General features: G+C 57.7%; 12 protein-coding genes. 4 read left to right on the plus strand and 8 right to left on the minus strand.

What is annotated here, in order from left to right; genetic code table 11:
* Positions 1-7: 7 nt before the first annotated feature.
* The 7 genes from argR to acs all read right to left on the minus strand — a co-directional run bounded on the left by argR (position 8) and on the right by acs (position 8049).
* Positions 8-988, minus strand: a complete 981-nt coding sequence (argR, locus tag AB4O16_RS09650; protein ID WP_160389712.1) for a transcriptional regulator ArgR — start codon at positions 986-988, stop codon at positions 8-10.
* A 248-nt stretch (positions 989-1236) separates the two neighbouring features.
* Positions 1237-2001, minus strand: a complete 765-nt coding sequence (locus AB4O16_RS09655) for an ABC transporter ATP-binding protein (protein WP_046042317.1) — start codon at positions 1999-2001, stop codon at positions 1237-1239.
* Between the two features lie 27 nt (positions 2002-2028).
* The gene (locus AB4O16_RS09660; RefSeq protein ID WP_460157603.1) at positions 2029-3141 is read right to left on the minus strand and encodes a M14 family metallopeptidase; all 1113 of its coding nucleotides are present in this window, start codon (positions 3139-3141) and stop codon (positions 2029-2031) included.
* Position 3142: 1 nt separating this feature from the next.
* Complete coding sequence (locus AB4O16_RS09665) at positions 3143-3841, minus strand: ABC transporter permease (RefSeq protein WP_160389714.1); 699 nt, start codon at positions 3839-3841, stop codon at positions 3143-3145.
* Entirely contained in the window at positions 3838-4527 is a 690-nt protein-coding gene (locus AB4O16_RS09670) for an ABC transporter permease (protein ID WP_034151464.1), read from the minus strand. Before AB4O16_RS09670 ends, AB4O16_RS09665 begins: the two co-directional genes overlap by 4 nt.
* Positions 4528-4618: 91 nt before the next feature.
* Positions 4619-5392 (minus strand): ABC transporter substrate-binding protein, encoded by a 774-nt coding sequence (locus AB4O16_RS09675; RefSeq protein WP_008154331.1) that lies wholly within the window; start codon positions 5390-5392, stop codon positions 4619-4621.
* 701 nt (positions 5393-6093) lie between these two features.
* Positions 6094-8049 carry an acetate--CoA ligase gene (gene acs / locus AB4O16_RS09680; RefSeq protein WP_460157604.1) on the minus strand — a complete coding sequence of 652 codons (1956 nt, stop codon included), beginning with the start codon at positions 8047-8049 and terminating at the stop codon, positions 6094-6096.
* Between the two features lie 474 nt (positions 8050-8523).
* Between acs and AB4O16_RS09685 the strand changes: the two genes are divergently transcribed.
* The 4 genes from AB4O16_RS09685 (at position 8524) to AB4O16_RS09700 (ending at position 11030) form a co-directional block, all read left to right on the plus strand.
* Positions 8524-8787 carry a DUF2790 domain-containing protein gene (locus AB4O16_RS09685; RefSeq protein ID WP_460157605.1) on the plus strand — a complete coding sequence of 88 codons (264 nt, stop codon included), beginning with the start codon at positions 8524-8526 and terminating at the stop codon, positions 8785-8787.
* 191 nt (positions 8788-8978) lie between these two features.
* The gene (locus tag AB4O16_RS09690) at positions 8979-9254 is read left to right on the plus strand and encodes a hypothetical protein (RefSeq protein ID WP_150717332.1); all 276 of its coding nucleotides are present in this window, start codon (positions 8979-8981) and stop codon (positions 9252-9254) included.
* An 86-nt stretch (positions 9255-9340) separates the two neighbouring features.
* The gene (locus AB4O16_RS09695; RefSeq protein WP_460157606.1) at positions 9341-9583 is read left to right on the plus strand and encodes a hypothetical protein; all 243 of its coding nucleotides are present in this window, start codon (positions 9341-9343) and stop codon (positions 9581-9583) included.
* Between the two features lie 199 nt (positions 9584-9782).
* Positions 9783-11030, plus strand: coding sequence for a ribonucleotide-diphosphate reductase subunit beta (locus tag AB4O16_RS09700; protein ID WP_160389719.1), 1248 nt, complete (start codon positions 9783-9785; stop codon positions 11028-11030).
* A 104-nt stretch (positions 11031-11134) separates the two neighbouring features.
* Here AB4O16_RS09700 and dcm read toward each other — a convergent pair whose 3' ends face one another.
* Positions 11135-12880: a DNA (cytosine-5-)-methyltransferase gene (dcm, locus tag AB4O16_RS09705; RefSeq protein ID WP_256678353.1), complete on the minus strand. Its 1746-nt coding sequence runs from the start codon at positions 12878-12880 to the stop codon at positions 11135-11137.
* Between the last annotated feature and the right edge of the window lies 1 nt (position 12881).

Raw genomic sequence — 12881 nt, forward strand, 5'->3', positions numbered from 1 at the left:
AGCTGACTCAGCCGCGCTCCGGCGGCACCGATGACAATTCGAACGGGCTGCTGCTGCGCCGCTGGTTGCGATCTTCGCGCGGCGTGGCACCGAAGAAATTGCGATAGGCGCTGGAGAAATGCGGCCCCGAAGAGAAACCGCAGGACAGGCCGATCTGGATGATCGACTTGCTGGTTTGCATCAACATCTGCCGGGCCTTGTTCAGGCGCAGCTCCAGGTAGTACTGGCTCGGCACACGGTTGAGGTATTGCTTGAAAATCCGCTCCAACTGCCGACGGGACACGCACACATGCTGCGCGATTTCGTCGGTGGTCAGCGGCTCCTCGATGTTGGCTTCCATCAGCAGCACGGCCTGGGTGAGCTTTGGATGACTGGAGCCGAGGCGATTCTGCAACGGAATACGCTGACGTTCGCCGCCCTCGCGGATGCGCTCCACCACCAGTTCTTCCGACACCGCACCGGCCAGCTCCGCACCGTGATCACGGGCCAGCACCGCCAGCAACAAATCGAGCACCGACATGCCGCCGCACGCGGTCAGGCGATCGCGATCCCAGTCGAACAGGTGGCTGGTGGCGATGACCTTGGGGAAACGCTCGGCGAAATCGTCCTGCCAGCGCCAGTGCACGGCGGCGCGATAACCGTCGAGCAAACCCAGCTGCGCCAACGGGTAGACACCGGCCGACAGGCCACCGATCACACAACCGGAACGCACCAGTTGCTTGAGCGCACTGCTCAGCGCCGGCGCCAGCGTGGTCGGCGGCTCGTCAGCGAGCAGGAACAGTTTCTGGAAGTTTTCCAGCTTGCCGGTCCAGGCCTCACCGGGCAATTGCCAGGCACTTTCAGCGGGTGGTTCGGCCTGCAGGAACGACAATTCGTAAACCACGTCCGGATGCACACGCTGGGCAACACGCAAGGCCTCCTCAGCCAGCGCAAGCGTCAGTGCTTTAGTGCTGGGCCAAATCAGGAAACCAATTCGATGGGCAGTCATGGTGGGCAATCCGAAGCGAAGAACTGTGATGAAGGCATGGGCCAATGCTAGCCCGTAAATGAACGCAAATCTCAAAACCGGCAGAGATCAAACCTGTAGGAGCCGGCTTGCTGGCGATAGCGGTGGATCAGTTTGCATATCTGCTACAGACATACCGCTATCGCCAGCAAGCCGGCTCCTACAAGGATTCGGGGCCAGCTGCTAAGTTGCGAAGCATGCACTATCGCGGTGCACAACGGCAGCCCTGATTACTTCAAGCTGCCGGACAGGAATTGCTGCAAACGCTCGGATTGCGGGTTCACCAGCACTTCACGCGGGTTGCCGCTTTCTTCGACCACACCTTTGTGCAGGAACACCAACTGGTTCGACACTTCACGGGCGAAGCCCATTTCGTGGGTCACCACGACCATGGTCCGGCCTTCCTGGGCCAGGGCCTGCATGACTTTCAGCACGTCACCCACCAGCTCCGGGTCGAGGGCCGAGGTCGGTTCGTCGAACAGCATCACTTCCGGTTCCATCGCCAGCGCACGGGCAATCGCCACGCGCTGCTGCTCGCCGCCGGACATGTGGCCAGGGTAGGCATCCTTACGATGGGCCACACCGACCTTGTTCAGGTAGTGCTCGGCCTTCTCGCGGGCTTCGGCCTTGGACATACCGAGCACGTGGACCGGCGCTTCCATGATGTTTTCCAGCGCGGTCATGTGCGACCACAGGTTGAAATGCTGGAACACCATCGACAGGCGCGAACGCATGCGCTGCAGCTGTTTCGGATCGGCCGCCTTCAGCGCGCCGTCCTTGTTCGCCACCAGCTTCAACTCTTCGTTGTTGAGCAGGATCTTGCCCGCGTGCGGCTGCTCCAGCAGGTTGATGCAGCGCAGGAACGTACTTTTGCCGGAGCCACTGGAGCCGATGATGCTGATCACATCGCCGGCTGCCGCTTTCAGGGACACGCCCTTGAGCACTTCGTGACTGCCATAGCGTTTATGCAGGTCTTGGACTTCAAGTTTGTACATGCGGTCGGTTCTCACAAAAACAGTCAGTCAGTCGTTGAGCAAGCGCCCGTGACGCAGCGCTTCGCGCCCCGCCACCTTGGCCAGCCAGAAACCGGGTTGGGCATAACGCAGCCGTTCAATGGCAAACAGCACCCCGGACGTACCAGCACACACCGTGCTGACCCGATCCGCCAACGGATCGATCACTTCAAAAATCTCGTCGCCGGCTTCAACCCATTCACCAGGTTTGCGCAGGAAACTCACCACACCGGGGTGCGGTGCCAACAACAACTCGGTGCCTTCGAACGGCATGCCTTCGCAAGGATCCTGCGCAGGCTTGGGCCATTCACCGCCAATCAGGCCTTGCTCGGCGAGGAACGCCAGGATGCCTTCGGCGTGGGCGCACGCTTGCTCGCGACCGGTGTCGGCCTGACCACCCAATTCAATGGTAGTCGCCAGGCAGGCCAGTGGAATCTGCGCGTCCGGGAACAGGCGCGACAGACGCAGCCACGGCAACGAACAGGCTTCGTCGAACGAACTGCCACCAGAATCTTCCGCCAGCAAACCGACCCGCACGTTCAGGTGCGCGGCCAGCGAACGCCACTGCGGCCAGTGCTGCGGCAAGGCATACAGGTGCAGCGCCGCCTCGGCATCGCAATGCAGATCCAGCACCACATCCGCCGTGCAGGCATGGCTGAGGAGGACGCGCTGCATGCCCTGCAACTGGCTGCTCGCCTCAGGCAATGCAGCCAGGTGATCGGCCATCGCCTGACGGATCAGGCGAATGTTGGCGTGTGGATCATCGCCGAGGTTTTCTGCCAATGCAGCCGCAACCGGTGCGCTCAACTCGACGAAATCGCGGTTGAAGTTCTTGCCGCTGCCAGCTTCGAAACGCCCTTGATGATTGCCCTGAAGCAGTTGACCGAGGCCCAGCGGATTAGCCACCGGCACCAGTTCCACCACGCCGTTGAGCAAGCCTTGGGCTTCGAGTTCGGCCAGGCGTTTTTTCAGCTCGAAGGCTGTGCGCATGCCCGGCAGCTCGTCGGCGTGCAGGCTGGCCTGGATGTAGGCCTTGCGCTCGCCGCTACCGAAGCGGAACACCGAAATCCGGCGTTCGCTGCCCAGGTGGCTCCACGGCAAAGCATGATCGATACGTTCCATATCAGTGCTTCCGCGGGGCCAGGTAGCCCAGCCAGCGGCGCTCGGCCATCTTGAACAGTTTCACCAGGATGAAGGTCAGGCACAGGTAGAACACGCCGGCCGTGATGTAAGCCTCGAACGGCAGGTAGAACTGGGCGTTGACCGTGCGCGCGGCGCCGGTGATGTCGATCAGGGTCACGATGGACGCCAGACTGGTGGTCTGCAGCATCATGATCACTTCGTTGCTGTACTGTGGCAGCGCCCGGCGCAGGGCCGACGGCAGCAGGATGCGCTTGTACATCTTGAACCGCGACATGCCCATGGCCTTGGCCGCTTCGATCTCGCCGTTCGGCGTGGCCCGCAGGCTGCCGGCGATGATTTCGGCGGTGTAGGCGCTGGTGTTGATCGCGAACGCCAGGCACGCACAGAACGTTGCGCTGGACAGCCATGGCCAGAGGAAGCTTTCGCGCACGGCTTCGAACTGCGCCAGACCGTAGTAGATCAAAAACAGCTGCACCAGCATCGGCGTGCCGCGGATCACGTAGGTGTAGAGCCAGGCGGACATGTTGACCACCGAGTTCTTCGAAACGCGCATCAGGCCCAGCGGCAATGCGCACAGCAGGCCGAAGAACAGCGACAGCGCGAGCAGTTTGAGGGTGGTCAGCAGGCCGCCGAAGTACAGCGGCAAGGCCTCCCAAATGACGTTGTAGTCGAAGATCATAGATCAGCCGCCCTTACGCCTACCGAGTAGCGCTTCTCAAGGTGACGCAATGCCAGCAACGACACACTGGTGATCACCAGGTACATCGCCGCCACTGCGAGGAAGAAGGTGAAAGGCTCGCGGGTGGCATCTGCCGCCTGCTTGGCCTTGAACATCATGTCTTGCAGACCCACCACCGAAATCAGCGCGGTGGCCTTGGTCAGCACCAGCCAGTTGTTGGTGAAACCCGGAATCGCCAGACGAATCATCTGCGGCACCAACACCCGGAAGAACACCTGGAAGCTGCTCATGCCGTAGGCCATGCCGGCTTCGGCCTGCCCCTTGGGGATCGCCATGAAGGCGCCACGGAAGGTTTCCGACAGGTACGCACCGAAGATGAAGCCCAGGGTACCGATACCGGCGGCCAGCGGGTTCAGGTCGATGTAGTCGTCAAAACCGAGCAGCGGCGCGACGCGGTTGAGCAGGTCCTGGCCGCCGTAGAAAATCAGCAGGATCAGCACCAGGTCGGGAATACCGCGGATGACCGTGGAATACAGGTCGCCCAGCCAGGCCAGCCAGCGCACTGGCGACAGACGCAGTGCCACGCCGATCAGGCCCAGCACAATGGCCAGAGCCATGGACGACAAGGCGAGCTGAAGCGTCAGCCAAGCGCCATCGAGGATGACAGCCCCGTAGCCTTTCAACATGATTCAGGTCCTCGAACGTTGGGATGAAAAAATGGCGCAAACCTCAGAGATCCTGCTGCTTGCGCCATTTCGGACTTGTCGCCTGGACGTGTTACTTGCCGTAGATATCGAAGGCGAAGTACTTGTCCTGGATCTGCTTGTACTTGCCGTTCTCGCGAATGGCAGTGATCGCAGTGTTGATCTTGTCTTTCAGCGCGTCACCCTTGCGCACCGCGATGCCTACGCCGTCGCCGAAGTATTTGACGTCGGTGAACGCCGGGCCGACGAACGCGAAGCCTTTACCGGCGTCGGTTTTCAGGAAACCGTCATCCAAAAGCGTAGCGTCTGCCACGGTGCCGTCGAGGCGGCCAGCGGCCACGTCGAGGTAAATTTCGTTCTGCGAACCGTAAGGCTTGATCTCGGCACCCAGCGGGGCCAGGACTTCGCGGGCGAAACGCTCGTGGATCGAACCACGCTGCACGCCGATGTTCTTGCCCTTGAGCTCAGCCAGGCTGTCGCTGACTGGAGTGCCGGCCTTCATGACCAGGCGAGCCGGGGTGTTGTAGTACTTGTTGGTGAAGTCCACGGACTTCTTGCGATCTTCAGTGATCGACATGGACGACAGGATCGCGTCGATCTTGCGCACTTTCAGCGCCGGGATCAGACCGTCGAACTCTTGCTCGACCCACACGCACTTGACCTTCATCTCTTCGCACAGGGCGTTGCCGATGTCGTAGTCGAAACCAACGATGCTGCCGTCCGGTGCTTTCGAGGCGAACGGAGGGTAAGCCGCTTCGATACCGATTTTCAGAGGTTTTTCATCGGCGAAGGTTGGCAGGGACAGCACGGACAGTGCCAGGGCGCCAAGCAGCACGAGTTTCTTCATCTTGGGACTCCATCGGTAAAGGGCAAAAACGGCAGAGTGAGCAACAGCCCAATATGCGAATGAGTGGAACCGGAAAGCAGTGCTGCGTCCTACATTGCGCGTGCGAATTTTCAACACGGGCAACGACGAGCGAGTGATCGGCATTCTAACGACAGGCCGGAGGCCGATATTTCTTCAATGCGACAACTAATTACAGAAGCACCGAGAAAGTCGTTTTAGCGCGTTGACAGCCCTGCAAAATCATGCAAGAGCAAAAGACATGGAACCGATCTATGTTGCAAATTGCGGGCCTATTATTGGCAAACCCTTCTAATCCGGCAAGCGCAGCGTGGGGTCTTATTTTTCATCCACGGTTTATTGCCCCTGATTTGGGGCCTGGCGTTTCCCAATGCCCCGTAATGGCGCGATGCGGTTACACATTCAGTAACCTGAAAGATCCCAGGTAACAGTAGGAAACCTCCGACGGCTGAAGCCGATATTTATTGGCCCTGTTTATCGGGTGTCTGAAAGATCGCCATCGCGGGCAAGCCCGCTCCCACAGGGATTTGTGGTGTGCACGCGATCTGAGTCACACCACAAAACCCTGTGGGAGCGGGCTTGCCCGCGATGAGGCCAGTCCAGTCGACACAAAAACCTCAGACATAAAAAAGCCCCACCAGGCTCAACACCTGACGGGGCTTTCAGTGACTCAGAATCAGCGCTTACGCAACATTCATCGTCTTGTGCGTATCAATCAAATGCTGCACCACACTCGGATCAGCCAGGGTGGAAATATCCCCCAACCCATCGTACTCAGCCGTAGCAATCTTGCGCAGAATCCGCCGCATGATCTTGCCCGAGCGAGTCTTCGGCAGCCCCGGCGCCCACTGGATCACATCCGGCGATGCAATCGGGCCGATCTCCTTGCGCACCCAGTTTTTCAGTTCCAGGCGCAGTTGCTCGTTCGGCTCTTCGCCGTTTTTCAGGGTGACATAGACATAAATGCCCTGTCCCTTGATGTCGTGCGGCACACCGACCACCGCGGCTTCGGCGACTTTCGGGTGCGCGACCATCGCGCTTTCGATCTCGGCGGTGCCCATGCGGTGGCCGGACACGTTGAGCACGTCGTCCACGCGGCCGGTGATCCAGTAGTAGCCATCGGCATCGCGACGGGCGCCGTCACCGGTGAAATACATGCCACGGAAGGTCTTGAAGTAGGTGTCGACGAAGCGGTCGTGGTCGCCAAACAGGGTACGCGCCTGGCCTGGCCACGAGTCGAGAATCACCAGGTTGCCCTCGGCCTCGCCTTCGATGATGTTGCCCAGGTTGTCCACCAGGGCCGGCACCACGCCGAAGAACGGACGCGCCGCCGAACCCGGCTTGAGGGCATGGGCGCCCGGCAGCGGGCTCATCATGTTGCCGCCGGTTTCGGTCTGCCACCAGGTGTCGACGATCGGGCAACGGGACTTGCCGACGTTCTTGTAGTACCAGTCCCAGGCTTCCGGGTTGATCGGCTCGCCGACCGAACCGAGCAGGCGCAGGCTGCTGCCGTCAGCGCCTTCAACGGCGGCGGTGCCCGAGGCCATCATGGCGCGGATCGCGGTCGGTGCGGTGTAGAGGATGTTGACCTGGTGCTTGTCGACGATCTTCGCCACCCGGGTGATGTCCGGGTAGTTCGGCACGCCTTCGAACAGCAGCGTGGTCGCGCCGTTGGCCAGCGGGCCGTAGACGATGTAGCTGTGGCCGGTGACCCAGCCGACGTCGGCGGTGCACCAGTAGACTTCACCCGGACGGTAATCGAACACACGCTCGTGGGTCATGGCCGCGTACAACAGGTAGCCGCCGGTGGTGTGCTGCACGCCCTTCGGTTTGCCGGTCGAGCCCGAGGTGTAGAGGATGAACAGCGCTTCTTCGGCGCCCATCTCTTTTGGCGCGCACACGGTGCCGGCCACTTTCATCAGGTCTTCGTACCAGATGTCGCGATGCTGGTTCCACTTGATGTCGCCACCGGTGCGTTGGCACACGATGACTTTCTGGATGCTGCTGGTTTCCGGGTTGGTCAGCGCATCGTCGACGTTGGCCTTGAGCGGGATCTTCTTGCCGGCACGAATGCCTTCGTCGGCGGTGATCACCACTTTGGATTTGCAGTCGATGATGCGACCAGCCAGGGCTTCCGGCGAGAAACCGCCGAACACCACCGAGTGAATCGCGCCGATCCGGGTACAGGCCAGCATGGCGACCACGGCTTCGGGGATCATCGGCATATAGATAGTCACCACGTCGCCGCGGTGCACGTCCTGACCACGCAGGGCGTTGGCGAACTTGCACACTTGCTCGTGCAGTTCGCGGTAGGTGATGTTGCGGCTTTCGGCAGGGTCGTCGCCTTCCCAGATGATCGCCACCTGATCACCGCGCTCGGCCAGATGACGGTCGAGGCAGTTGTAGGAAACATTGAGGGTGCCGTCGGCGAACCATTTGATGTCGACATGGTGATCGTCGAAGGAAGTCTGTTTCACCGTGGTGAAAGGCTTGATCCAGTCGAGGCGCTTGGCTTGCTCGCGCCAGAAGCCGTCGGGGTTGACGACCGACTGCTGGTACATGGCCTTGTAGGTCGCCTCGTCGGTCAGCGTGTTAGCCAGAACCTCGGGACGAACGGGATACAGGGAAGCCGCACTCATCTTTCTTACCTCGGTGGAATAGTTGTTTTTGTATGGCCCTGTTGTAGCCGGGCCGGGCCTATAGAACCATTCGACGATGGTAGTAACAAGCCCCTACAAATTGTCGTGAAAACCCGTCAAACCCACTACCGCCGCGGTACCTGTGGGAGCGAGCCTGCTCGCGATGGTCGTCAACGATAACGCGTCCAATCTGACACCCCACGGTGCTCTCTGGCTCATCGCGAGCAAGCTCGCCCCCACAAAAGAAGAGGCTATTCAGGGATTGTTACAGGATCTGTCAAAAGTGTTTATCAAATCCACGGCTATATGGACGAGGCGCCCACGCCTAAAATCAGCCACGCCGACAAGGCAACCTGATTAACCCAGTTGCAGCCCCCACGAAGGCAGTTAATCAAACACTCCGGTACTGAAGTTCCACACGCAATCTCAAAAGGATTGCGTGCCCCCTTTCGACCTCCAAAAGGTAAATCCGCAATGAAAGCTTTATTAGTTCTGGCCCTCGGCAGTCTGTGCGCAACCGCCATGGCAAACGAGATCCCGACTGATGTCGCGCAGCAACAACCGGCCATAGAGGAATACACCTACTCCACCCATCTGGACATCGCCAAAGTGATCTCCATGAGCGAAGCGCCAAACGTCTGTGAAGTTGTGCCGATGAAAATGGAATACGAAGATTCCCACGGCCAACGGCATATCCTGCGCTACAGCATGATGGGCAACGGCTGCACCAATGGCTGACCTCCCGCTTCACCCCTACTCCCGAAAAGGTTCCAACCATCCGCCGCAATCAGGCAAGTGAAACGCCACAGCACAACTATCGATTATGTAGATCGTTTTAAGCATTTATTTGCGCTTTTTAATCGAATTGGTCGGCGTAGAATCAACTGCAACCCAAGACAAACAACGCAGACGAAACTGGAGCAACGACCATGAAAACCCAACTGATCCTCGCCCTGACCCTCTCCGTCCTGGCTGCCAACACCTTCGCCGCCGATGGTTACGACCGCACCGGCTCGGCCGCTTACACCACTGAAGCCGCTGTCGCTTCCGACGGTTACGACCACACCGGTTCAGCCTCCTTCGCAGCCGATGGCGCAGATCACGTTGGCGCCGGCAAACTCGCCTCCGACGGCTCTGACCACACCGGTGCCGCCCGCCTCGCTGCCGATGGCGCCGATCACGTCGGTGCAGGTCGCCTGAGCTGATCCGCCTGCGTGACTTCACAGCCCGACTTCGGTCGGGCTTAGTTGTGTCTGGAGCCGGAGAAAACCCCACCGAAACACAAGATGTAGTGAAAAAAGCCTTTTTTGGTTATTTCTTGTACAAAAAATTCCCGGGGCAAAAAATCAAGAAAAAAAATCTTCCCCCCGCCAACATCGCCCAAAGCCCTGTAAACCCTCGCTCCGACCGAAATGCGGCCGCCGTCGACCGATCCGTGAGCCATTTCGCCGCACCACAGCTCGCAAAACTTCCCTATAATGCGGCCTTAAACGGGCCTGCAATATCCCCTTACAGGGATGAAAAGCCAGTCTGAAGCCCCGCACAGGCGATCAACGCTTGCTGCGCCCATCAGTGGCTCTCGGAACCCCGTACAAAATTCTGTTTGATGCCTGCGTATAGCTGCCGCAAAAAACGATTCCTTTAGATCCAACGCGGCCAGTACGGCCGTGTGAAAAACCGACCCATCCAATTTCACACGGGCACACTGGCCCTCACGCAGGAGACGACACGTCATGCTGAGCTGGGACGAATTCGACAAAGAAGACACGGAAGTAGCAGTCAAGAGCGCCAACGCTGGCCACGCCACCGAAGCCAACATGGACCGTCTCGACAGCGCCGGCGGTGCCGCCGCCCTGGAAGCCCGTGCCGTGACCGCTGCTGACTCCGCCGCCGTTGCCCGCGCCAAAGCCGCCCTGGATTCCCTCGACGTCGCCGAAGGCCTCGCCGAACTCGAAGGCGCCTCCGCCCGTGTCGCCGTTGACGAAAAGCGCATGATCAACTGCCGCGCCGACCTCAACCAACTCGTACCTTTCAAGTACGACTGGGCCTGGCAGAAGTACCTGGACGGCTGCGCAAACCACTGGATGCCGCAAGAAGTCAACATGACCGCCGACATCGCCCTCTGGAAAGACCCGGAAGGCCTGACCGACGACGAGCGCCGCATCGTGATGCGCAACCTCGGCTTCTTCTCCACCGCCGACTCCCTGGTTGCCAACAACCTGGTCCTGGCCGTGTACCGCCTGATCACCAACCCGGAATGCCGCCAGTACATCCTGCGCCAAGCCTTCGAAGAGGCGATCCACACCCACGCCTACCAGTACTGCATCGAATCGCTGGCCATGGATGAAGGCGAAATCTTCAACATGTACCACGAGATCCCATCGGTCGCGAAAAAAGCCACCTGGGGCCTGAAATACACCCGCTCGATCTCCGATCCGAAGTTCGAAACCGGCACCGTCGAAACCGACAAAGAGTTGCTGCGCAACCTGATCGCCTACTACTGCGTTCTGGAAGGCATCTTCTTCTACTGCGGCTTCACCCAGATCCTCTCCATGGGCCGCCGCAACAAAATGACCGGCGTCGCCGAGCAGTTCCAATACATCCTGCGCGACGAATCCATGCACCTGAACTTCGGCATCGACGTGATCAACCAGATCAAAATCGAAAACCCACATTTGTGGGATGCCGAAATGAAGGAAGAAGCTTCGCAGATGATCCTGCAAGGCACTCAGCTGGAGATCGAATACGCACGCGACACCATGCCTCGTGGTGTGCTGGGCATGAACGCGGCGATGATGGAGGACTATCTGAAGTTCATCGCTAACCGTCGTTTGTCGCAGATTGGGTTGAAGGAAGAGTACCCGGGGACGACTAACCCGTTCCCTTGGATGAGCGAGATTATGGACTTGAAGAAGGAGAAGAACTTCTTTGAGACTCGGGTTATTGAGTATCAGACTGGTGGGGCTTTGAGCTGGGATTGATTCTGGTTTTATTCGCGATTCGCTAATCGCATTTAAATAGCAGAACTAAAAAGCCCCGATCCAATCGGGGCTTTTTAGTTTCAACAGCCAATCTTTAAGCAAGCTTAGGCGTAGCTCTCTTCACCCTTCGCCTCTTCAGCAAAGCGTTGGTCGTAAACCCTTACCTTGTCGAATAGGATACCAAACACCACTTTCGAGATCTTTGACGCCAGTAATGGTGGCACTGCGTTTCCAACTTGATGGAACTGGTCGGTTCTACTGCCTTGGAAGAAATAGTTGTCTGGAAATGTCTGGATACGGGCGGCTTCTCTAACAGACAAACTTCGGCATTGAGTTGGGTCGTAGTGGATGAAATAGTGTCCGTCTTTGGAGATATGACTTGTGATAGTTGTGGCATACCTATCTTCAATCTGAACTCTAAATCGATCGCTAAACTTTCCTGTTTCCCAGTTCTTATGGTCGGGCGCCAATCCCTTTAGGAAGAATCCCTCATGTCCTTTAGGCGAAGAACCATGAAGTTTTGCATACACAGCAGCAAATAGGTATCTACGTAGATCCGTCGGCATATGCCCACGAGACTCATGATTTAGCCAATATTCTAAATTTTCGTCTAAATACCATTCGTCCAGGCTCAAACTATTAGTCGAGCCATCATCCTTCGCATCCTTTCTTTTTACCCTTCTCCCACCAGGACTCACCGGCACGTCTGGCCCCTCAAAGGCTCTAGACAGGTCTTGAAACCCAGACCATAGCTCTACGTTGACAGGATTGGTCTGGCTTTGAATATAATTCAGCTGTTCTGTAACAACATCAATCCAGCCTGCTTGGCTGTCCTCGGTTTTTGAAAGACCACTGCGAAGTCTAGGCAGGTTATTTAGCACTTGCCCTACTGAAACCTTTGACTCTTTGCATTTATCAGAAGCCAGCTTTACCCAATCATTCGACGCAGGGAGACTATCTGTAGCAATACCTAAAAGGATTACCCGATGCCTTGCTTGGGGAATACCATAATCCTCCGCCCTAATGATAAAGGCTTTTGGATCAATCTTTTCCACATCCTCACCAGGACCAAAAGAACTGCCAGTTACCAGAGAGTAAATACGGTACTGTTTGCCCGCCCCCTCTAGATGAAGAGCTTGGCCAGGGTCCGAAAGGTCCTTTAAAATGTTCGAAAATATCCGTTCATTGTTAACCTTGGATGAGAGAATTCCCTTTACATTTTCCATGACGAACATTGTGGGCTGCCTCTCCCGAATGATTCGCAGGTATTCCTTGTATAGGAAATGTCGGTGGTCTTCCTCTGCCTTGTAATCGACCTTGGACTGGTTCCGCGCGCGCCCCACGATCGAATATGCTTGACATGGAGGTCCACCGATCAGCACCCACGGGCGCCTTTCGTTCAGTCCGTCGTTCAGGGCTTCATCTAGGGTTATATTGCCTTGGTCACTCCCCAGAGTGATGCACTTGGCTTCCTTCCCCGCCAAGTCCCACAGGTACTCTGTATTAACAGAAGGCTCAAACATGTCTGGGGCTTTTGGATCGTTGCAGAAATTGTAGTATTCAAAAAGCAGGTCTGGTCTTCGCTTTTTGAGCAGTCGATAGAACGCACGTAACCGGAGGGTTTGCCAAGCTTTTGGGTCTTTTTCCGCAGAAACAACGATCTCAAAGCGATCCCCCCCACCAGATGAAGTAAAACCTTCCCCAAGCCCTCCAGGGCCGGCAAAGAGGTCTACGACCTGGATCGGCTCATTGAGAAATCCGATAGGCTCAGGGGTCACATCTTCTGGAAGATTCAGATTTATCTGGGAGTCATTTATGGACATAGTCAGCAAAGAAGTCAGGTCTCGCATG

The organism is Pseudomonas sp. S2_H10, assembly GCF_054668285.1.